At 68.2% G+C, this 20822-nt stretch carries 21 protein-coding genes and 1 pseudogene; 14 read left to right on the plus strand and 8 right to left on the minus strand.

What is annotated here, in order from left to right:
* The first annotated feature begins 144 nt into the window (after window positions 1–144).
* The 8 genes from ACQEXA_RS38445 (at window position 145) to ACQEXA_RS38480 (ending at window position 6892) form a co-directional block, all read left to right on the plus strand.
* Window positions 145–1182: an IS630 family transposase gene (locus ACQEXA_RS38445; RefSeq protein WP_433132323.1), complete on the plus strand. Its 1038-nt coding sequence runs from the start codon at window positions 145–147 to the stop codon at window positions 1180–1182.
* A 41-nt stretch (window positions 1183–1223) separates the two neighbouring features.
* On the plus strand, window positions 1224–2393 hold the full coding sequence (locus tag ACQEXA_RS38450; protein WP_433132325.1) for a recombinase family protein: 1170 nt from the start codon (window positions 1224–1226) through the stop codon (window positions 2391–2393).
* Window positions 2390–2617 carry a hypothetical protein gene (locus ACQEXA_RS38455; RefSeq protein ID WP_433132327.1) on the plus strand — a complete coding sequence of 76 codons (228 nt, stop codon included), beginning with the start codon at window positions 2390–2392 and terminating at the stop codon, window positions 2615–2617. Before ACQEXA_RS38450 ends, ACQEXA_RS38455 begins: the two co-directional genes overlap by 4 nt.
* Before the next feature lie 1003 nt (window positions 2618–3620).
* A complete protein-coding gene (locus ACQEXA_RS38460) occupies window positions 3621–4043 on the plus strand; it encodes a hypothetical protein (RefSeq protein WP_433132329.1) in 423 nt (140 codons plus the stop codon).
* On the plus strand, window positions 4036–4383 hold the full coding sequence (locus tag ACQEXA_RS38465) for a hypothetical protein (RefSeq protein WP_433132331.1): 348 nt from the start codon (window positions 4036–4038) through the stop codon (window positions 4381–4383). Before ACQEXA_RS38460 ends, ACQEXA_RS38465 begins: the two co-directional genes overlap by 8 nt.
* A gap of 204 nt (window positions 4384–4587) precedes the next feature.
* Complete coding sequence (locus ACQEXA_RS38470) at window positions 4588–4779, plus strand: hypothetical protein (protein ID WP_433132333.1); 192 nt, start codon at window positions 4588–4590, stop codon at window positions 4777–4779.
* 279 nt (window positions 4780–5058) lie between these two features.
* Window positions 5059–5289, plus strand: coding sequence for a hypothetical protein (locus tag ACQEXA_RS38475; RefSeq protein ID WP_433132335.1), 231 nt, complete (start codon window positions 5059–5061; stop codon window positions 5287–5289).
* 244 nt (window positions 5290–5533) lie between these two features.
* On the plus strand, window positions 5534–6892 hold the full coding sequence (locus ACQEXA_RS38480) for a phage major capsid protein (protein WP_433132337.1): 1359 nt from the start codon (window positions 5534–5536) through the stop codon (window positions 6890–6892).
* Between the two features lie 354 nt (window positions 6893–7246).
* Here ACQEXA_RS38480 and ACQEXA_RS38485 read toward each other — a convergent pair whose 3' ends face one another.
* Complete coding sequence (locus tag ACQEXA_RS38485) at window positions 7247–8545, minus strand: ISL3 family transposase (RefSeq protein WP_433131293.1); 1299 nt, start codon at window positions 8543–8545, stop codon at window positions 7247–7249.
* A gap of 771 nt (window positions 8546–9316) precedes the next feature.
* Window positions 9317–9622 carry a hypothetical protein gene (locus tag ACQEXA_RS38490; RefSeq protein ID WP_433132339.1) on the minus strand — a complete coding sequence of 102 codons (306 nt, stop codon included), beginning with the start codon at window positions 9620–9622 and terminating at the stop codon, window positions 9317–9319.
* A 514-nt stretch (window positions 9623–10136) separates the two neighbouring features.
* Here ACQEXA_RS38490 and ACQEXA_RS38495 point away from each other — a divergent pair.
* On the plus strand, window positions 10137–10628 hold the full coding sequence (locus tag ACQEXA_RS38495) for a hypothetical protein (protein WP_433132341.1): 492 nt from the start codon (window positions 10137–10139) through the stop codon (window positions 10626–10628).
* Window positions 10629–10707: 79 nt separating this feature from the next.
* Here ACQEXA_RS38495 and ACQEXA_RS38500 read toward each other — a convergent pair whose 3' ends face one another.
* The 4 genes and pseudogenes from ACQEXA_RS38500 to ACQEXA_RS38515 all read right to left on the minus strand — a co-directional run bounded on the left by ACQEXA_RS38500 (window position 10708) and on the right by ACQEXA_RS38515 (window position 12919).
* On the minus strand, window positions 10708–11082 hold the full coding sequence (locus ACQEXA_RS38500; RefSeq protein ID WP_433132343.1) for a hypothetical protein: 375 nt from the start codon (window positions 11080–11082) through the stop codon (window positions 10708–10710).
* A complete protein-coding gene (locus tag ACQEXA_RS38505; RefSeq protein WP_433132345.1) occupies window positions 11079–11339 on the minus strand; it encodes a hypothetical protein in 261 nt (86 codons plus the stop codon). Before ACQEXA_RS38505 ends, ACQEXA_RS38500 begins: the two co-directional genes overlap by 4 nt.
* A 184-nt stretch (window positions 11340–11523) precedes the next feature.
* A pseudogene (locus ACQEXA_RS38510) lies at window positions 11524–12207 on the minus strand (alkaline phosphatase D family protein); the annotation flags it as partial.
* A 67-nt stretch (window positions 12208–12274) separates the two neighbouring features.
* Window positions 12275–12919, minus strand: coding sequence for an HNH endonuclease family protein (locus ACQEXA_RS38515; RefSeq protein WP_432927132.1), 645 nt, complete (start codon window positions 12917–12919; stop codon window positions 12275–12277).
* A 395-nt stretch (window positions 12920–13314) separates the two neighbouring features.
* Here ACQEXA_RS38515 and ACQEXA_RS38520 point away from each other — a divergent pair, with 395 nt between their 5' ends.
* A complete protein-coding gene (locus ACQEXA_RS38520) occupies window positions 13315–13896 on the plus strand; it encodes a TMEM165/GDT1 family protein (RefSeq protein WP_359393226.1) in 582 nt (193 codons plus the stop codon).
* 254 nt (window positions 13897–14150) lie between these two features.
* Window positions 14151–14816 (plus strand): HAD family hydrolase, encoded by a 666-nt coding sequence (locus tag ACQEXA_RS38525; RefSeq protein WP_432927130.1) that lies wholly within the window; start codon window positions 14151–14153, stop codon window positions 14814–14816.
* A 24-nt stretch (window positions 14817–14840) separates the two neighbouring features.
* Here ACQEXA_RS38525 and ACQEXA_RS38530 read toward each other — a convergent pair whose 3' ends face one another.
* Entirely contained in the window at window positions 14841–16091 is a 1251-nt protein-coding gene (locus tag ACQEXA_RS38530; RefSeq protein WP_432927128.1) for a peptidoglycan-binding protein, read from the minus strand.
* A gap of 278 nt (window positions 16092–16369) precedes the next feature.
* Between ACQEXA_RS38530 and ACQEXA_RS38535 the strand changes: the two genes are divergently transcribed.
* Entirely contained in the window at window positions 16370–18424 is a 2055-nt protein-coding gene (locus tag ACQEXA_RS38535; protein ID WP_433134721.1) for a DHA2 family efflux MFS transporter permease subunit, read from the plus strand.
* Here ACQEXA_RS38535 and ACQEXA_RS38540 read toward each other — a convergent pair.
* Window positions 18421–18921 (minus strand): GNAT family N-acetyltransferase, encoded by a 501-nt coding sequence (locus ACQEXA_RS38540; protein ID WP_432927124.1) that lies wholly within the window; start codon window positions 18919–18921, stop codon window positions 18421–18423. The two genes, ACQEXA_RS38535 and ACQEXA_RS38540, sit on opposite strands and share 4 nt — an antisense overlap.
* Window positions 18922–19120: 199 nt before the next feature.
* On the opposite strand from ACQEXA_RS38540, the gene ACQEXA_RS38545 reads away from it, so the two are divergent.
* The gene (locus ACQEXA_RS38545; RefSeq protein WP_433132347.1) at window positions 19121–19780 is read left to right on the plus strand and encodes a hypothetical protein; all 660 of its coding nucleotides are present in this window, start codon (window positions 19121–19123) and stop codon (window positions 19778–19780) included.
* A gap of 5 nt (window positions 19781–19785) precedes the next feature.
* Window positions 19786–20772, plus strand: a complete 987-nt coding sequence (locus ACQEXA_RS38550; RefSeq protein WP_433132349.1) for a hypothetical protein — start codon at window positions 19786–19788, stop codon at window positions 20770–20772.
* Window positions 20773–20822 lie beyond the last annotated feature (50 nt).

The raw sequence follows: 20822 nt of genomic DNA on the forward strand, positions 1-20822 counted from the left end.
GCTAAGCGGATGACCTGAAGTTCTGCGCGGAATCCGGGGCGGCGGCGTCGGCCGGGCGCGATGGCCTCGATGACACGGGGACCTCGCCGGGTGTTGTATCGAGGTTGAACAAACTATGACAAAACCGGCGAGGTCAAGGCCAGTATGCGTCCGGCATCCGTGTTCGCCAACCCTCCCGGCGTGGCGGACCAGCACCTGTACCACCTGCTGCACCACCGCTGGCGGGAGGCCGCCCGCGTCGTGATGGTGCTGCTGTCCGCCGCCGGCCTGACCGCAGGAGAGATCGGCGAGCTGCTCGGCTACCACCCGGCCACGGTGCGCCGCTGGATCCACCGCTACCACGCCGACGGCGCCCCGGGCCTGGCCGACCGCCCCCGCCCAGGACGCCCCCGGCTCGGCGGGCCGAGGTTGAGCGAGCGCATCCGCCGCCTGCTGACCCGCCCCGGGCCGTGGACCGTCCGCCGGATCCACCACCGCCTGGGCCGGCCGAAGATCAGCCCGCGCACCGTTTACCGGCGCACGCGCGAGCAGGCGGCCTGGCGGCGGCCCCGCCTGACGGCCAAGGGCGACCCGAACCGGCGGCGCGTCCTGGCCGCCCTGCGCCGGCAACTGCGGGCCCTGCCCCGTGGGTCGGTGGTCTGGGCCGAGGACGAGACCCACCTGCACCTGCTGCCGCACATCCGGGCGAGCTGGATCCTGCGCGGGACGCGGCAGCAAGTGGCCACCCCGGGAAAGAACCGGCAGACCACCGTCTTCGGTGCCCTGGAGGTGGCCACCGGCGCCTGGGTCTACACCCTCGACCGCCGCCGCAGTGCCGCCACCTTCGTCGCCTTCCTCCAACTGCTGCTGGCCGCCTACCCCGACACCCCGGCCGTCGCGGTGCTCTGCGACAACGACAGCATCCACCACGCGAAGGCGGTGACCGCCTACCTGGCCGACCAGCCCCGCCTGCGCCTGCTGTTCGGCGCCCGCTACAGCCCGCACGACAACCCGGTCGAGCGCATCTGGGCCGCGCTGAAGGCGTTCCTCGCCAACACCGCCGTCACCTGGCCGAGCCGCCTGCGCCAGGTCCACGCCTTCTTCCGACAACGCTCACCCACCCAGATGCTGACCACCGCCGCACCCTGGGCCTCACCCTGGCTGCCGAGGGATTACGCGCAGAACTTCAGGTCATCCGCTTAGACCTCGACTTCCGCAACCCGCTCAACCCCATGACTCAACTCATGGTCACGCTGTTCGCCTTCTCAGCTCAGATGGAGGCGCAAGCAATCCGGGAACGCGTCACCGGCGCGCAGGCCGCAATGCGCGTCATGCCGCTTCGCTGGCGGGGTTCCCGCGCACCGTACGGCTACATGCCTGCCCCGCTGGAGGGTGGCGGCTGGACTCTGGAGCAGGACCCGGAAGCCGTCAAGGTCATTGAGCGCATCATTAAGGCGCTTCTGGCTGGCGCAACCGTCAACAGCATCGTTTACGCGCTGAATGACGACGGCATCCTGTCCCCGGCTGACCACTGGTCGAAATACAAGGGGCGGGAAGTCGAGAAACTCACAAAGTGGAACGCGGTCACGCTTACGCGCATCCTGCGCAGCGAAATCCTGATTGGGTGGAAGCTGAGTAACGGTAAGCCCGTGCGCGACAGCGAGGGGCGCCCGGTAATGGCAGCACGTGAACCGGTGATTACGCGCGCTGAGTTCGACGCCGTGCGCGCCCTGCTCGACGAGCGCAGCGTGAGCAACCCGGTTCGGCGCGATACCAATGCGCTGTTGTTCGGAATCGTGTACTGCGAATCCTGCGGGGGTCGCATGTACCTGAACGCGCAGGAATCGAAACCGGGGCAGCGCCCGACGTACCGGTGTGGCGCGTCCCCGCGTGGCGAGGTCTGCGAGCACCCCATGAACATTCGCGCCGATTGGGTGGACGAATACGTGTCGCGTGAGTTCATGCGCATTCTGGGGGGACTTGAGGTCACTCACACGCGCACCATTCCTGGGTATGACCCGCAGCCCGAGATTGACGCCACCCTCGCTGAGTACGAGGACCACATGGCACAGCAGGGGAGGCAGCGCAGTAGCGCGGCTAAGGCAGCGTGGCAGAGGCACGCAGACGCTATTGACGCGCGCCTCGCAGAACTTGAGGCACGGCCCAAGGTTGAGTCGCGCGTAGAGGAGATCCGTACTGGCCGGAAGTACGCGGACGAATGGAGGCATGCCGACGTAACCGGCAGGCGAGAAATGCTCGTTGAGGCGGGCGCAATCGTGACCGTGAAACGAGGAACGCCGGGCGGGTGGCGCAGGCTCGACGAATCGCGCGTTAGGTTCGACATTCGGGACCCGTTCTTTGCCGACGCTGGCGCCGAATTGACCGCGTTCGCAGTATCGGAGGTTTCCGAATGAGCGACTACGCACGCAAGGTCCTCGCCGAGGCCGACGCGCTCGATTTCGCCGACCCGCGCGCCATGGCGGCCACCATAGGCGCGCTGCGGGAATGGCTGCGCATGGTGGCGCCCGGCGCGGAAGTGCTCGCTGACGCTGACTCGTTCGGCTTTGAGTCGGTGCGAGCTATGGCCGCGCTAATCGGATCGCTCCGCGAGGCCCTGCGTATGGCACTGGCGCAGTAGCGCCCCTAGGCGCCCCTCTAAGCCCCGCTGGGTCGGTCCCTAGTGGATCTGCCCGGCGGGGCTTTCGCATGCCCGCAGACGGGCGTACAGCGCGTCGAGACGCTGCGATGCTCGAAAGGTTACCGTTCGGTAACTTACGATTCGCGCCTGTAGCCGCCGACAATGACCGCCCCGTGGCCCGAGAGGCACTGTACGGCGCTGTGAGGCGCGTTCGGCGCTCCATTGGACCGAGGGCCCGGGGTCGCCGTGCGAGGCGCTTAGAGAGGCGTACAGGACCACGTAAACAGTTGCGCTCTAGGTGTCGTGGCAGGGAGACCAGACGGAGAGAAGGTGTTTCCCCAATGGCAGCCGACCAACTCATATCAGCGATCCTTTCGTGGGCCTCGGAGAAGTCCCACCGTGGAGCGCTCGCCCGCGCATTCCGAGACAACCTCGGGAACGATGCCCGACTGCAATCGAAGCGACTCGCAATGCTCGGTATCTACGCCGAGGAACAGGCGAAGCGAAAGAACGGCCTAGCGCTGGTCTGATCGGTCAGCCCCGGATAGTCCATGCGACTGTCCGGGGCTTTCTTGTGCCCGCAACGCGGAGTGACCGAGGTCACAAAACACGCCGAGGCAAGGGGCTTTCGTCTCACCATGCGAGATTTTCCAGAAAACCCCTTTTTCGATTCGGCAGCGCTACAGCGGGGAGGACGGCTGCGACCTGGGATGTTCCTTATCTCAATGACGTGTTACACACTTTAGAAAGTACGTAGAACATCTAAAGGAAAACGGGAGCCCGTAACAGCATCACGAGATTGGGAACACTCCCGCGTAAACCCTTGCGCTCTAGTGGTGCCCGAGGGTAGCGCCCCCTCGGCTGACAGCCACTCCGAGCCGATGCGCGCCCTTTCCTGACTCGCCCCCGCATGGGTGCCATTTCGCGCGTTCGTGGCTGTCCGCGCTGTGGTCGCCCGTGTGGGGGCGCCTTGCATTCTCAGACAGCCACACGGAGTTTCCCCATGCCCTATTACGCCTGGACCGAGCACAGCGAAGACTGTGAGCGCTGCGGAGAACGCCTCTCAGGCAAACAGGAGCGCTACTGCTCCCCTGCGTGCCGACAGGCCGTCTACCGGGCGCGTAAGGACCCTTCCGCGCTGCCCAAGCTGAAGCCCTGCGAATTGTGCGGCGAGGCTTTCCAGCCCAAGAACGCCCGGCAGCGCTGGTGCGACTACGCCGAGGAAGCCGAGCGCGACTGCCAAAGCATGCAGGACGATTTGGAGGAAGTGGCCGAGTACGCAGCGGAAGAACGCCGAGAGGCACTGTGCGAGCACTGCGGCGAATCCGCCGGTTGGACCGGTAAGGGCCGACCGCGCAAGTTCTGTTCGGACCGTTGCAAGACCGCTGAATATCGCGCCCGTAGGCGGGGTGCGGCGAATGTCTGAGCTATCCGGCAAGGCACTGCGCGACGCTATCGAGGAACGCGACCGACTACTAACGCAGTGGACTCGCAAATATCCTCGCGCGGCTAAGGACGTTGTTGCCGCGCTGCGCAAGGTGCGTTTCTTCCGGGGCGACCCCGACGAATACACATGCACCATGTGCGAGGAACAGGCCGTCGAATGGGTGCTAACGGATATCACCGAGGTCGAGGGCCCGGCGGTGCTGCCTTACAGCGATGACGTGAACGCATACGAGCCACTGTGCACGCCGCATGCGATACCCGTGTGCGAAGAGCGGCTAGGCGCGCTGAACGCATGGCGCTTCGACTCGGCCACCTACTAGTGACTAGTAGGTGCCCCGCCACCTACGAAAGCGAGAACACATGAAATTCTGTGTCGACTGCACCCGGCTGCGCCACCCGCGCGATTTCTACCCTGCGCCCGGTAATCCCGACGGCCTCGCCTCGCGCTGTAAGGGCTGCGCTGCGACAGCCGCATTCAGCCGCCCGCGCAAGCGTCGATGACCACCTACTAGGAGGTGCCCACCGTGGCAACCACCCCATTTGATGCGGGCACATCGGCGCTGTTGATTCTCGAAAACCACGTGACCGTGCCGCGCAATCTAGAACAGCGGAATGCGCTGTTTCATTCGCTCGACGTCCTTACGGCGCTCGTCCTCGGCTACAAAGACCGCGAGGCGGCCGAGGTGACCGATATCACAATTGAAAATGCAGCGTAAACGCCTCTGCGCGTTAACCCTTGCGCTCTATAGAGGGGTAGGAAAAAGTGCTGTGCGTCTTACGCCTGCGCCCCATTCTTCCGGTAGCCGCGTATTTCGAACTCCATACGCAACGCGACGCCGAACGCGGCTACCGGAACGCACTTGCGCAGCTTGGCGGCAGCGCGCGGCGTTGAGTGTGCTCTAGCACCTCCGCCATATTGCTTGGCCCGTTTTACGGACACACGCCGCCCATGGTGTCCGTAGAACGGGCCTTTTTCGTATCTGAATTGAGGCATTATGTACAAGCCCGAGCGGCGCACGTTCGCTGTCAACAACCTGCGCGGTCGCCTAGACAACATCATTGCCGAGACGCTCGACGCCATTGAGAGAGACGGCGCAGTCTCCGACGCTGGTGCGCCCCACCCGGCGCTATCCGACCTCGCCGCCCTGGTGAGCGCCGGTACCGGTCTGCGGGACGCACAGCTACAGCGCTGGGCTATGAATTCCGTCCTCGCCGAGCGCCGATGAGTAGCCACGTAGCGCAGGCAATCAGCGCCATTCCGCGTGAACGTCGAATGCGACTTGCCGCAACCCTCGACGCGTGCACCGATCCGCTTTTTCGCGCGCTTGCGCTGGATATGCACGCCGCCACAGCGCGAGAGGACGCCGAGTTTGCCGCAATCGCCGAGGAATACAGGGCTGATCGCTCGCGAGAGCTAAGCGAACGAGAGGCAATGCTTCCGGCGCTGCCTCCCTATCCGAAGGAAACCACATGAATAAGCGGGAAATGGTCGCCGACCTGCGCGCTAAGCGCCGGACCGATCGCGAGCACATGCGCACGCTGATCGATAAGGCCACAGCGGAAAAGCGCAGCCTAAACGCTGGCGAGTCTGTCGAGTTCGACCGGCTAGAGGCCGACATTCGGGCGTTTGACGACCGTATCGAGGAACTTGAAATTCAGCTAAGTCACGACGAGGCCGCGTCTTCCATGGCGCGGGCTTACGCACCTAAAAACAGCAATGGAGACAAGATGAATTCTCGAATGACCGTTAACGAGCCTGGCCCCTACCGCCCGGACGGCGAACACTCCTGGTTCGGCGATATGTACGCCGCCCGTAGCGGAGATTATGCCGCCGCTGATCGACTGCGCCGCTCCAGCGAATCCCGTGGCGTTACTACCGGATCCGGCTCCGGCGGCGCCTTTATCCCGCCGAAGTACCTCGTCGACCAGTGGATTGCGCTTGCGCGCCCGGGGCGTCCTACGGCCGACTTGCTCGCCCCTATGCCTATGCCGATAGGCACCAATACCGTGAGCATTCCGAAGATTGCGACCGGTTCGTCTGTCGCGTCGCAGGGTACGGAACTGACCTCGATTAGCCAGACGGATATCACAACTTCCAGTGTTACCGCACCGGTCGTGACCCTGGCCGGACAGCAGGTTGTTTCGGTTCAGGAACTGGAAATGTCGCCTGGCGCGATTGACCAGGTCATCATGAGTGACCTTGCTGCGCAGTACGGGCAGGTACTAGACAGCCAGGTGCTCAACGGTGCTGGCACTGGCAACACGCTTAAGGGTCTGCTCAACCAGACTGGCATTACCTCACTTACGTGGACTGCCGCCACTCCGGCTGTTACCGGCGCGAATGGTCTGTGGGGGAACCTGGCCAACCTGATTTCCCAGCTTCACGCCGCGCGCTTTGCCCCGCCGACTGCCATCATCATGGCTCCGAGGCGGTGGGCATGGGTCGCCGCTGCCGTGGATTCCCAGTTCCGTCCTCTGGTTAATCCCGAGGCGTCCGGCGTCAACGTATACGGCACGAATGGCGCTGTGGCTTCTGAGGGCTACGTCGGCAAGATCATGGGAGTGCCGGTATACACCGATGCCTCTATGCCGACCAATCTCGGCGCGGGAACGAACCAGGACGCGATCATCGTGCTTCGCGCCTCCGATGTAATGCTGTGGGAAGGCGTCGCCGGCGGTACGGAACCGCGTATCGAAGCATTCGAGCAGCCTTTCGCTGGTTCTCTCGGTGTGCTTTTCCGCGTGTACAACTTCGCCGCAATGGCGTCGAGGTATCCGGCGAGCATCGGTGTGATCACGGGCACGGGCCTGGTTCCGCCGTCGTTCTAACCGCCCTGGGCATACAGCGGGAGTGGCAGCCACCTACTAGTGACTAGTAGGTGGTCGCCGCCCTGGTCGTTCTGCGGAGCATTCCCGCCCCGCTGTGGTGGTTGGCATATGGCGTGCATAGCGCGCTACGTGTTGGCCGCACAGCGGGGCTATTCGCTGGCCCGTGCCCGCCGGTCTGCCGGTGGTTGGCACAGCGAATGCCGCGCCGAGGTTCCTCCCGCACAGCACAGCGCGGCGAAAGCCCTAGCGGCTGTCGACTGTGAACCCTGGTGCGGCCCCTTTTCCGGCGCCTACCTCGCGCCTTTTCTGTGTGCTACCGGTTGAGAGGCGCCCTGTTATGTGGGGTCTTCGAATTTAGTGGGGGTGCGCCTCCCGGCGGCTCCGGCGTGTGGTTGCACAGCGTGACCGGAGTCGTTGGTTGGCTCGGTTCCGGAAGCCGAAGGCGTTACGCGCTTCGAGTTTGATGAGGCGGTTGTTGCCTTCGGAGGCGGCGTTGGTGATTCCAGTGGTCAGGTAGGTCTCGATGCCGTCCCACCACTGCTCGATGGTCTCGGCGAGGGTGACGAGTTCGGGCAGGTGGGCGTGGTCGGGGGTGGTGTGGGCGCGGCTGACGGCGAGGTGCAGGAGGTCGCGCAGGAGTTCTTTGGCCTGCCAGGCGGTGTAGATCTGTCGGCCGTAGGTGCCCATGTGGTCCAACTCGACCTTAAAGAGGGTGTGTTGGTCCTCGGTGAGGTCTTCTTTGTTTCGGCGCAGGAGTTTGCGGACGGTGTAGATGCTGTCGCCTTTGCGGGCTCGGCGGCCGTGCTGCTTCCAGGTGAGGCGGCGGCGCAGGTCGGCGAGGTGGCGCTGGGCGAGTTGGACGATGTGGAAGCAGTCGACGACCACGGCCGCATGCGGCAGGGCACGCTGGACGGCGGCACGGAAGGTGGAGCACAGGTCGATGGCGACGTAGCGGACCTGCTCGCGCCAGGAGGCGGGCTGGGCGGTGAGCCAGTCGGCGACCGAGGCCGCGTTACGGCCCTCGACCTGGCCGAACAGCCCTTGTCCGCCGATCGCGTCGACGAAACCGATGTGCCAGGCGTCCGCGACGAGTTCCCACTTCTCCGTGGCCGGGTTCTGCTTCCACACCGGCTTGCCCCGCCGGGTCTCGTCGATCCCTATCGCCGAGGTCGCGGGCGGGGTCTCGGGCAGGACCTGGGCGGCGTAGTCCTCGAAGCATTGCTGCACGATCGGCCAGCTCAGGTGCAGGTCGCGGCCGGCCTGCACGACGGTGCGGCCGCCGTCGCAGACCGCGGCCCCCGCCGCCTGGCGCAGGGCGGTGGTGGTGCGCATCCCCGCGGGCACCGCGCGTATCGCCTCGGTGAACGAGCCGCGTGGGCACGCGGGGTCGGTGCAGTGCCAGCGTGCCTTGCGCCATCGGATGCTCACCGGGCGCCCACCGCTGGGCAGGTGTCTGGGCCGGGTGGTGCGGTAGTCCTTCAGCCGGGTGGCGAAGACCCCGCAGGCGGGGCAGGCCCGGGCGGAGTCCTCGTTCGTGACCACGTACACCGTCGAACCGCCCGCCCCATCGTCCTTGACCTGCGTCACACTCACCCCCTCCAGCCCCAGAAGTCGCGTTGCCGCCTCGTTGATCCCGGTATCGTCGATGTTCAAGCCCGTGGGGTTTCATGATCGGTTGCCTAGACAACAACCATGATCACGAAGGCCCGCGGGCTCCTTGCATCTGGGCCACCCGCACCCCAACCACCTCACACAGAGTGACCGGCCAGCCCGCCCGTCACCGCCGCACCCCCATCAAGTTCGAAGACCCGTTATGTGCAGTACGGGGGGTGGTGCAATCTCTAGCACAAAGTGCCACGGGGACCCGGCCGCATAGGTTCCAGACACGCCAGCGTAATTTCGACCCCGGGGGCTTGGCCCGAAAACGCCCCGGAACCGCGCCGGACGCGCATAAATATGCAGAAATCTCGACCGGCGGGAGGTGCCCGGATGCCCGCTGGTCGCCCGCCGGTACCTACCGAGCGTAAGCGAAAACTAGGTAACCCTGGTGGTCGCTCGTTGCCCGATCTCGGCCAGGTCGCCGACGTCGGACCGGTCGAAAATCGCGCCCCGCTTCACCTAAAGGCCGAGGGCCGGCGCCTATGGGAGCGCGTAACTGGTGGCGCCCATTGGCTTGCCGATTCGGATACGCCGACCCTCACGCTGTTGTGCGAGAAATACGACCGTCGCGCGCAATTCGTCGCCGACCTCGCCCGCAGTGACCCCGTCCTGTTCACGGATAAGGGCTACGCCTCAGTCGACATTTATATACCTATGGCCAGACAAGAACGGTGATATTCGAACGTGGACTTCAGTTTCGGGCTGAAATTCCGAACCGCTTGGGGTGCGGGAACGCCGCACCTCAAGCGGGAGATGCGGCGTTAGCTAGTCCTCAACGAGGTGGTAATTAGATCGAGTAGTTCCGTATGGGTCACGGGAAACGAGGCACGTGTATTGGATGCCGAGTAGCGAAGTGGCGTCTATTCCGAGGTTAGCAGCGAGGACCCGAGCGGGCAGTGGATGCTTGTCATTCGGATCGTCGACTGCAACCGAATCGGCTAGAATACCGCGAATTTTGATTATCTTGTATTTGACTTGGATTCCAAGATTCTCTTCCTCGTGAGAATGCTCCTCGGTGAGGGAGCTGCCGCAGAGGCCGCAGATATTCGTATTATTGGTGGCATCGGTCATGTTCCCCATGTTACCTGTTAGCGCCGGGCGTAACGAAGGCATGCTGTCGACCATAGAAACCGAAATCGCCCGCCTATTCAGCGCGCTAGGACTCACGCCGACCGACCGAACCCGTATGGGCGTCGCCGAGGTCAAGGCCCGTAACGCGTTCGAGGAAATGCTAGCGAGGCGCTCTAGCCGTGAGGGGTAACGGTTGTCTGCGCCCCTTTGTACGCCCGACTACTAATTGAATTGGCGGCAAAAATTGAAGCGGAAGACGAAAGACCCGAACATCGACCCGCGTCTACAGCGGGCGATAACCCGCCTCCCCTGGTATGCCCGCCTCGCGGCCACCATTGGCCGCCCGGTCGTTTTGCTGGCCGCTCTCGCAATGAGCGCCCCTGGTGAGTACAACCTCGCCCGATTGGCCGGTTGGTCGCCGCACGTGGCCGCCCTAATGCCGGTCACGCTTTCTGTGTATGCCGCTGTTGCTGCGGTCATAGCGGCTACTCGGCCAAAGGGCGTGTCCGGTCGCGTGTCCGCCCTCGTCGGCGCCGGAATGGCGCTGTCGCTTGCGCTGGCCGCGCAGGTTACGGCTCACCTCATCGCAGCGGACTATATGGGAACCTCGGCTTTCCTGGTGGCCGCAACTTCCGCCGTTCCGCCGGTCGTTGTGGCGCACCTCTTGCACCTCGCTGCGGTCCCTAGCGCGGCCTCTGAACGCCTTACGGACACCTCGCCGGACACGGTGACCGTTAAGTCCGTCCGCGCCCCGCAGAACGCCGCTGAAAGCCTTCCGGCCGTTGCCGACAACTGGCCGCCGGATGATCTGTGGGCCGATTTCGAGGACAGCGCGCCGGACACGGCTTCGGACACAGCGGAAAGCGACCACCCCTCGCCGGACACTGTCCGCGAGGCTATTGACCGGCTGGTCGCCGATGGCCAGAAGGTGACCGGCGCGGCTATCGCGCGCTGTCTCGGCGTGTCCGAGCGAACCGGTCGCCGGTATCTCGCAATGGCCGCGTGAGCGCCCACTAGAACAACGAAGCCCCGTAGTGACCCTGGGAACTTCCCAGAGCCGCTACGGGGCTTTCTGCGTTTGGGCGTTAGGCGTTTACTCCGCTTTCAATTTCTGACGCTCCGTCAGATAGGTGGGGTTTCAGCGCCTTACTCAACGCCTCGGCGGCAGCGCCGGAAATCGGTTCGTCCGATAGCCCGAGGCGCTGCCCCCGAGATTCCGCCACAGTGAGTGCGTCGGCGAGGCATTCCGCCGTCCGGCGCAACATGTAGCGCGCCTCATCCCCTGTTAGCGCGACGTCGAGCATGGGACGCACAAGCGCCAAAATCGTTTGGCCTACGGCGAGTTGCTGAGCCTCGATAGCGTCGGCGAATCGCGAGAGCGCGCCCTCGGGGTTGTTGTCAGGGATATACGCGGGCTTGCCTTCCGGCCCGTTGAACGGGAGGCGCCGAAGATGGTTCATGCCGCACGCTCCTGGCCGAGGGTCGCCAGTACTGCCGCGCGCAATGCTTCTTCCAACGCCCTCGCCGCTGGCGCGTTTAGCCGTTGGCCCCGCGCTTCCGCCACGCGGGCGACCTCCCGCACGTGCCCGGCCAACTTTTCGACCAGGGCGCAGAGTTCAAGGCGCGTGACTTCCGGACGCTGGGCCATGATCAGCGCGTAGGCAGCATCGTTGCGGGCGTTTCTGACGGCGTGCGCCTCGCCGGTAGGGTTGCTCATAGCCGAGACTCCGATTCTCGGTTAGCCCCGGTACGGAAGTTGGCGCTTCCTGCCGGGGCGCTTTTGTGACCTGTTCAGGTTACGCGGGCAGGCGCTTGCGCTGGGGGCCTCTTTCGGGGGGTCCGGGTGCGCTTGCTGCCGCCGAAAGGTTGCGCTGACCAGTGCGTTTGCGCTAGAACTGGAAGTCCACTGCCTTCGGATCGTCGAAGATCATGCAGCTGGGCACGGTCGACAGCAGCCAGCGGATCTCCGGGTCCCGCCACGACTCGTGGTACAGCCAGCTGTACTCCTCGTAGTCCGCCACCTGGCTGCCGATGGGGTCCGCCCGGTCCGGGCGGAACCGGGAACGCGGGGAAGGACCGGCGAACCCGCGGCGGGCGGTGATCCGCTCGCGCATCGCCGGCGAGGTCTCGTCCGCGTACACCTGGTCGCCCAACAGCAGCAGGACGTCGGGGCGTTCGGCGTCCGGGGCGGCGGCGAGGCGCGCCGCCAGTGTGTCCAGAGCGTCGGGACCCACCGGGTCCTTGCGGCCGACGGGAGGCGCGGCCCAGCGGCAGGAGCCGAAGGTGACGCGGAGCACCTCGGGGTCCGGGGTGCGTATGGAGGAGGGCGGGAACGGCGACTCGGGCGGTGGCCATACGGGAGTGCCGTCCAGCAGCACCTCGTACGGCTCCGTGGTGTCCGGCACGAGTCCGGTCACGGGCACGATCGCGTAGTGGTGCCCGGCGATGTGGAAGGTCCTGGCGGTGCCGCGCGCGCCCGAGGGGCAGCGCACCTCGGCGGTGCAGGGGCGGCTCGCCTCGACCCACACGGTCGCGGACGAGCCGTCCACGTACCTCAGCATTGGCCCCAGGCACAGTCTCGCCACGGTGATCCCCTCCTCCGTCGCCCCGTACGGTACGGAACGACGGAGGTGAGCGGGGAGGGGCCGGGGATCAGCAGTTGGCGAGGTAGCTCTGCAGCGCGCTCTTCTCGGCCGAGTCGACTGAGAGGTTGTAGTAGTGCTTCACCTGCACCCAGGCCCGGACGTACGTGCAGCGGTACGCCGTGCGGGACGGCATCCAGGTGGCCGGGTCCTGGTCGCCCTTGGCCTGGTTGACGTTGTCGGTGACGGCGAGCAGCTGCGGACGGGTGATGTCGTTGGCGAACGCCTGGCGCTGGGACGTCGTCCACTTGCTGGCGCCGGAGTCCCAGGCTTCGGCGAGCGGGACCAGGTGGTCGATGTCGAGGTCGGAGGCGGCGGTCCAGGTCGCGCCGTCGTACGGGGAGTACCAGCTGCCGCTGGTGGCGGCGCAGGAGGAGTCGGTGACGACGTTCGAGCCGTCGCGCTTGAGGATGTACTCGCGGGTGTTGCAGGTGCCGCTGATGGTGATCCAGGTCGGGAACAGGTCGCGGTTGTAGCCGGTGCGGTTCTCCGTCGCCACGGTGAGCGAGGCGAGGTAGCTGCGGGCGGTGGCGCCACTGACCGGAGTGGGGAGTGCGGCCGAGGCGGTCGGACCGTTGAAGAGTCCGACGGAGGCTATGAGTCCGGTAAGAGCCGCGAGTATGCTGACGTGTCGACGCGCGTAGACCTTGGGCATGCGAACTCCCTTGTGGGGTGGGGGTGTTGAGGTGCGAGCCAGGACATGCTCGCGAGGGCGCGTTGCCTGCAGGTATGTGTCCGGTTAGACGCTAGTGACGCGTACATGACACAACAGAGCTGTGACATGACTTACGGCCCCTGAAGGGCCGCCCGGCGGTCGCGTAGCATGGGGTGCGCAGAAGGGGAGTAGCTCTTCGCCGGACCGTCGACATACTGCTCAGCTCGTCTGAGCCGGCGCCCGGAGGCGGATCCTTGTCGAGGATCGGCCAGCGAGACCTTCGGCATGCAGTGCACATCCGTGTCCTCGGCACGGGTGACCCGTGCGCTGCCGTGCCGAGGTGTTGCAGCAGTCACAGCGCTCTCGGTGGGGCAGCCCCGACCGATTGAGGAATTTTGATCAGCATCACCGTCCTGGCGCTCGTCTTCGGCGTCGTCTTCCTGGCCGAGCTGCCGGACAAGACGGCCCTCGCCGGACTCGTCCTCGGCACCCGCTACCGCGCCTCGTACGTGTTCGCCGGTGTCGCCGCCGCCTTCCTGCTGCACGTCGTGCTCGCCGTCGCGGCGGGCAGCCTGCTGACCCTGCTGCCGCAGCAGATCGTGCACGGGATCACCGGAGTGCTCTTCCTCGGGGGCGCGGCCGTGCTGCTGCTGAAGAAGGGCGACGACGACGAGGAGATCCGCCGGCCGGAGAACCAGAGCTTCTGGAAGGTGTCGACGGCGGGCTTCATGCTCATCCTGGTCGCCGAGTTCGGCGACCTCACCCAGATCATGACGGCCAACCTCGCCGCCCGCTACGACGACCCCCTCTCGGTGGGTCTCGGCGCCGTCCTCGCCCTGTGGGCCGTCGCGGGCCTCGGTATCGTCGGCGGCAGGGCGCTGATGAAGAGGGTGCCGCTGAAGCTGATCACCAAGGTGGCGGCGCTGCTGATGCTGGGCCTCGGGGTATGGAGCCTGTACGAGGCCGTCGCGGCGTGACGCGAGTGCCGCGGGCTGCGGCACAGGTGTCCGTTCGCCTGTCGCTACGGCGTCCACGCGGTGTCGCAGCAGTGTCCTCGAGATGGCCGTTCCAGAGGGAGTGACTCCGATGCAGGTCAGGGGCGGTGGCACGAGGCGAGCCTGTTTTGTATCGTGAAGGAACAAAGTGGCTCCCGTCCGCTCCCCCTGACCGGCGGGCGGGGCCGCCTTGTCCCTGGGGTCGCCCGCCGGCCCCTTCCTCGCGTACTGGAGCCATGCCGATGCCGGCCACGACCGTTCTCACCGCCCGCGCCCTCCTGCTGGACATGGACGGCACCCTCGTCAACTCCGACGCTATCGTGGAGCGCTGCTGGCGGCGCTGGGCGGACCGGCACGGGCTGGACGCGGACGAGGTGATGAAGGTCGTGCACGGACGCCAGGGGTACGCCTCCATGGCCGTCCTGCTGCCGGACCGCCCCATGCAGCAGAACTTCGCCGACAACGACCGCATGCTCGCCGAGGAGACCGCGGACGTGGACGGCGTGGTCGAGGTTCCCGGCGCCTCCGCGTTCCTCGCCTCCCTGGCCGGGCTCCCGCACGCCCTCGTGACCTCGGCGGACGTGGCACTGTCCACCGCCCGTATGGGTGCGGCGGGCCTGAAGCTGCCCGACCTGCGGATCACCGCCGAGTGCGTGGGCGCGAGCAAGCCGGACCCCGAGGGCTTTCTGAAGGGCGCCGCCGAACTGGGTGTCGCCCCTGAGGACTGCGTCGTCTTCGAGGACTCCGGCGCCGGTATCACCGCGGGGCGCGCCGCCGGGATGCGGGTGGTCGGCGTCGGCCACCGGGCCGGTGTGCACAGCCCCGACGTCCTGGTCCCGGACCTGACCCGGGTGCGTGCCGAGGCGGCGGAGGACGGGACGATCCGGGTGCACATCGGCTGACCGGGCGGTGTCCCACCGGGCGCGTCAGGGCTCGGTCGTCTCCGACTCCAGCTTCAGCCTGGTGGCGGGCCCGTACACCCCGTACTCGTCCCCGGTGACGCCGCGCGCGAACTGGTAGGTGCGCACCGCGTACTCCACCTGGCTGTCGTACTCGCCGTCCGCCTTGCCGCTGTGCAGGTTCAGCTGACGCAGCCGGAGCTGGAGTTCGGTGACCTCGGGGCCCTCGTCGCCCGGCCGCAGGACGGGGCCGGCATCGCTTCCGGAGGTCGGTGACGGCGATGCGGTGGCCCTCGCGGTCGTGGCCGAGCGGCTCGGGGCGGCGGAGACGGAGGGGGTCGGTGACGCGCTGTACGTCACCGAGGGAGAGGGGCTGCTGGTCGGCGACGGCGGCGCACTCACCGAAGGTGCCGCCGCCGAGACCGTGGACGGCGGGGCCGACACCTCGCTCGGCGACGAGGCCTCCGGCACGCTCGCCCGGATGCCCTCGGGCAGTGCCCCGTCCCGCTGCGGCGACTGGTACGACAGCAGCCCGCCGACGAGCGCCGCGGCCGCCGCGATCACCACGACCGCCCCGACGGCGGCCAGCAGCACGGTGCGCCGCCTACGGCCCGCCGGCTCCTCGTCCGCGAAGGCAGGGGCCGGGCGGGCACTGCCCTCGCCTGTTCCGCCGGGCACGGCGCCGAGCCGCATGGTCTCCTCCGGCTCGGCGGCACTTTCCGGCATGGCACTCCGAGCCGGCACGGCAGCGAGCCGGACCGTCTCGTCCACGGCGGCCGGCCGGACGCTCTCGCCCGCGCCCGGCAGGACGACCGTCTCGTCCGCGGCCGCCCCCCGCGCGGTCCCGTCCGTGTCCGCAGCGGTTCGCCGGGCGGTGTCCTGCCCCGTACCGAGCCGCTCCGTCCCCGCCGGCTCGGTGGCCGGCCCCTGCGCCCCCTCAGGGGAGCTCTGTCCCCCGGCACCCTCCGGTCCGGGAGCCGGACGCCCGGTGTCCTCCCGTACGGCCGCGAGCCGCATGGTCTCGTCGGGCGCGGCCGCCCCGGCCGCCGGCTCCTCCACTGCCCGGCCCGGGTCCCCCGGAACCTCGGTCGCGGGGACCGCGAGTTCCACATAGGGACGGATCCGCAGCGGATCGAAGTCCTCTGCCGCGGCCGCCTCCGCCGTCCGGGCGTCCCGGAGCGCTTCGGACGCCCGCCGGGTGCACCCGCACGACGGCGTGCCGTCCGGCCGTCGCGGTGCCGCGCACTCCGGGCAGATCTGTCCGTTCGTTCCGCTCACGCGTGGGTCCCCTCCCCGACGAATCCCAGAAATTATGCAGATCTCCCTCACGGAATCTCCCAGAGACCCCCCGGAATCTCCGCTTCCCGTCGGGACTCAACAGGCCATAACTGGTCACACCGACCACGATGAGAGTGGACGACGGACGGGAATCCCCGGGACCGAGCGGGGTCCCCGGGCCCCAGGGTCCACGGAGGTCGTACGACCGTCCCCGGGAGGCCTTCATGACCGACGACACGCAGGGCAGGGCGGGAGAGGCAGCAGCGGCAGGCGACGGCATGGGCGATGTCGGCGGCGGACTGCTCGCCGGGCGGCGCGCGTCCGTGGACAGGAGCGTCCAGGGCGGCGTCCTCGTCTCCATCGGCGCACTGCTGCTGGGCATGCTGCTCGCGGCGCTCGACCAGACCATCGTCTCGACGGCGCTGCCCACCATCGTCAGCGACCTCGGCGGCCTCGACCATCTGTCCTGGGTGGTCACCGCCTATCTGCTCGCCTCGACCGCGGCGACCCCGCTGTGGGGCAAGCTCGGCGACCAGTACGGGCGCAAGAAGCTGTTCCAGGCCGCGATCGTGATCTTCCTGATCGGGTCGGCGCTGTGCGGCATGTCCCAGAACATGCTCGAGCTCATCGCCTTCCGCGCGGTCCAGGGGCTTGGCGGCGGCGGACTCATCGTGCTGTCGATGGCGATCGTCGGCGACATAGTCCCGCCCCGGGAACGGGGCCGCTACCAGGGACTCTTCGGCGCCGTCTTCGGCGCGACCAGCGTGCTCGGGCCGCTCCTCGGCGGGCTGTTCACCCAGCACCTCAGCTGGCGCTGGGTGTTCTACGTCAATCTGCCGGTCGGCATCGTGGCTCTCGCGGTGATCGCGACGGTCCTGCGCATCCCGCGGAAGGCCGAGCGGCACGTGATCGACTACCTCGGCACCCTTCTCATCGCCTCTGTGGCCACCTGCCTGGTCCTGGTCGCCTCGCTCGGCGGCACGACCTGGCCCTGGGCCTCGCCGCAGATCGTCGGCCTGGCGGTCCTCGGGGCCGTCCTGCTCGTGGCTTTCGTGCTCGTCGAACGCCGGGCGAAGGAACCTGTGCTCCCGCTGAGGCTCTTCGGCGTCCGCACCTTCACGCTCTCCGCGATCATCAGCTTCATCGTGGGCTTCGCGATGTTCGGTGCGATGACGTACCTGCCGACGTTCCTGCAGATCGTCCACGGCATCACCCCGACGAGCTCCGGTGTGCACATGCTGCCGATGGTGGTCGGCATGCTGCTGTCGTCCACCGGCTCCGGCCAGATCGTCAGCCGCACCGGACGCTGGAAGGTGTTCCCGATCGCGGGCACCGCCGTGACCACGGTCGGCCTTCTTCTGCTCCACCAGCTCGACGAGCACAGCGGCACCGCGGAGATGAGCGGCTACTTCTTCGTCTTCGGCCTGGGCCTCGGCCTGGTCATGCAGGTCCTGGTGCTGATCGTGCAGAACGCCGTCGGCTACGAGGACCTCGGCGTCGCCACCTCCGGTGCCACCTTCTTCCGCTCCATCGGAGCCTCCTTCGGCGTGGCCATCTTCGGCACGGTGTTCGCGAGCCGGCTCGGTCACAACCTCACCGTGGCGCTCGCCGGGCGCTCGCTCCCGCCGGGCGTCGGGCCGGACGCCCTGAAGGCCGACCCGCGCGGTATCGCCGCCCTCCCGGCCTCCGTACGGCCCTCCGTCCTGCACGCGTTCGCCGTGTCGATCACCGACGTCTTCCTCTACGCCGCCCCGGTCGCCCTCCTCGGCTTCGTCCTGGCGTGGTTCCTGCGCGAGGACAAGCTGCGCGGTTCGGTGACGGCGCCGGACGGGACGGAGACGCTGGCGAGCAACCCCGTGCAGCGTTCGTCCTACGACGAGGTGTGCCGGGCGCTGTCCCTTCTCGGCTCCCGTGACGGGCGGCGCCAGGTGTACGACAAGATCACCTCGCGGGCCGGGTACGACCTGCTGCCCGGAGCGAGCTGGCTGCTGCTGCGCATCAAGAAGTACGGCTGGGCCGAGCCGGGGGTGCTGGCCGAGCGCAGCACGGTCCCGCTGAAGGTCATCCTCGCCGCCTCGCGGCAGCTGGAGGAGCGGGGTCTGGCCCGGCGCGAGGGACTGGACCTGTATCTGACCCAGGAGGGCCGTGAGGTCGCCGTGCGCCTGGCCAAGGCGCGTGAGGAGTCCCTGGCCGAACTGCTCGGCGACTGGTGGGCCCCGGACCGTCCGACCGATCTGGTCAAGCTGGTCCGGGAGCTGAACACGGAGATGTGCGGCAGCGACGCGGAGCGTCCCGGCGAGCGGTCCCGGACCGGCCCGCCCGAACGGGCCTAGGCCAGCCGCTTCGCGAACCAGTGCTCCGCGTACGCCTGGTCGTTGTGCGGCTCGGTCTCCTCGTACCCGAGGCGGGTGTACAGAGCGCGGGCCTCCACCAGGTCGTGGCGGGTGTCCAGGACGATCCTCCGTGCGCCGAGCGTGCGGGCCGCCTTCTCGGCGGCGGTCACGAGGAGCGGGGCGCCGCCTAGGCCGCGCAGGTCCTTGCGCACGAAGACCCGCTTCAGTTCCGCGGTGCCGGCGTCCAGCAGCTGGACGCCGGCGGTGCCTGCCGCCTCGCCCTCGTACCGGGCCAGCAGCAGCAGCCCGCCCGGCGGGGCCAGATACCCGCCGGTGTCGGCGGCGATCTCCCGCTCCAGCTCGTCCGGGTCGGTGGCACGCCCCTCGTGGAGCTGGTACCAGCGATCGCTGACCTCCGTGTAGTACGCCCGCCACAACGCGGCGGCGACGGGCGAGTCATGGGGCTCTGAGACGACGGTCCAGGTCATGCCGGACATTGTCGTGAACGGCCGGGCAGCGGGCGCAAGCGAATTTGCGGGGCCGCCGCCCGCTGACGACGGTCCACTCCGGTCCGCTCCCCGGCGCACACGGGCCGCGGGGCGGCGGGCTCCGGCCGTGCGCCGGTCGTTTGGCTGCGGCGGTCCGGGCAACCCGGGCGGAAGACGGCCCGCAGGGCCGAGAGACCGGAAGGCATCCATGTCCACAGGCGTGATCATCGTTCTGATCGTGATCGTGATCGTGGCGGCCGTCCTCGCGGGCGCGGCCGCCTTGTCCCCTCGTGCCCGGAGCGCGTTCGCCGGGGGAGGTCTGAAAAGCCGCTTCGGGCCCGAGTACGAGCGCACCGTGGCCCGTCACGACGGCGACACCAAGGCCGCCGAGCGGGAACTCGACGAGCGGCTGAAGCGGTACGGCTCGCTGCACGAGCAGCCGCTGGAGCCGTCCGAGCGCGAGCGGTACACGGCGCGCTGGACGGCGGCGCAGGAGCGGTTCGTCGACTCCCCGAGGGACGCGGTGGCCGAGGCGGACCGGCTGCTCGCCGAGCTGGCGGGCGCACGGGGCTTCCCGGACGGCGGCCGCTACGAGGAGCAGCTCGACGCGCTGTCCGTGCACCACCCCCACCATGTCCACGGCTACCGCCGGCTGCACCGGGCCGCACTCGCCCAGGCCGACGGCGACACCGAGGAACTGCGCGCGGCCCTGCTGGACGCGCGCGGCCTCTTCGAGGAGCTCACGGCGCCCGCGCGCCAGGAGCAGGCCGCTCCCTCGGAGGAGACGCCCGCGCGGACCCCGGCCCGTGACGCGGGGAAGTCCCGCCACGCGTGGACGTTCCACCGGCAGCACGCGAAGGGGAGTTGAGGGCCGTGGCGGACAGGACACCGGGCAGGAGCGCCGACGGCCGGGAACCGGCCGCGGCACGGCCGGACGAACCCGGCCGCAGGGAGGAGACGTCGGTACGGCCCGGCGAAGTGGGCCGCGGCGCGGGGGACGAGGTGCGTCCCGGCGAGGGCGTGGGCGGTGAGCGGGCTGAGGCGCGGTCGGTCGCTAGCGGTCGCCCGGAGGGGGCTTCCGATGTGCGGTCCGGCCTGGGTGAGGGCCGGGAGGAGACGTCGGTACGGCCCGGCGAAGTGGGCCGCGGCGCGGGGGACGAGGTGCGTCCCGGCGAGGGCGTGGGCGGTGAGCGGGCTGAGGCGCGGTCGGTCGCTAGCGGTCGCCCGGAGGGGGCTTCCGATGTGCGGTCCGGCCTGGGTGAGGGCCGGGAGGAGACGTCGGTACGGCCCGGCGAAGTGGGCCGCGGCGCGGGGGACGAGGTGCGTCCCGGCGAGGGCGTGGGCGGTGAGCGGGCCGAGGCGCGGTCCGACGCGAGCGGTCGCCCGGAGACGGATGCGGATGCGCGGTCCGGCTTGGGCGGTCGCCGGGAGCGGGCGGCAGAGGTGCCGCCCGGTCTGGGTGATCGCCGGGAAGGGGCCGCGGATGTGCGGTCCGGCGCGGGTGTTCGTCCGGAGGCGGTCGAAGGGCGGTCCGCACGGCGCGAGGAGCGCCGGGCCGCGAAGGCGTGGCCGGGTGAGGGCCGGCTGCTGCCGCCGGAGAGCTGCGACAAGTACGGTCTGCGCCTGCAGCACGCTGTCGGCGAGTTCGTGGACAGCCCCCGGGAGGCAGTCGAAGAGGCCGACCGGGTGGTCGAGGAGGTCGCCGCAGAGCTCGCTGACGCCCTGGTCTCCCGGCGGCGGACCCTGAAGGCCTCCTGGCAGGACACCGGCGACGGCACCCACGCCACTCCCGACACGGAACAGCTGAGGCTCGCCCTGCGCGACTACCGGGCGACGGCGGAGCGGCTGCTCGGCATCTGACATCCGGACCACGACGCGGGGGCCGCGCCCCGGACCATGTCCCGGGGCGC

Origin of the sequence: Streptomyces sp. CA-106110 (assembly GCF_050936285.1) — a bacterium.
GTDB lineage: Bacteria > Actinomycetota > Actinomycetes > Streptomycetales > Streptomycetaceae > Streptomyces.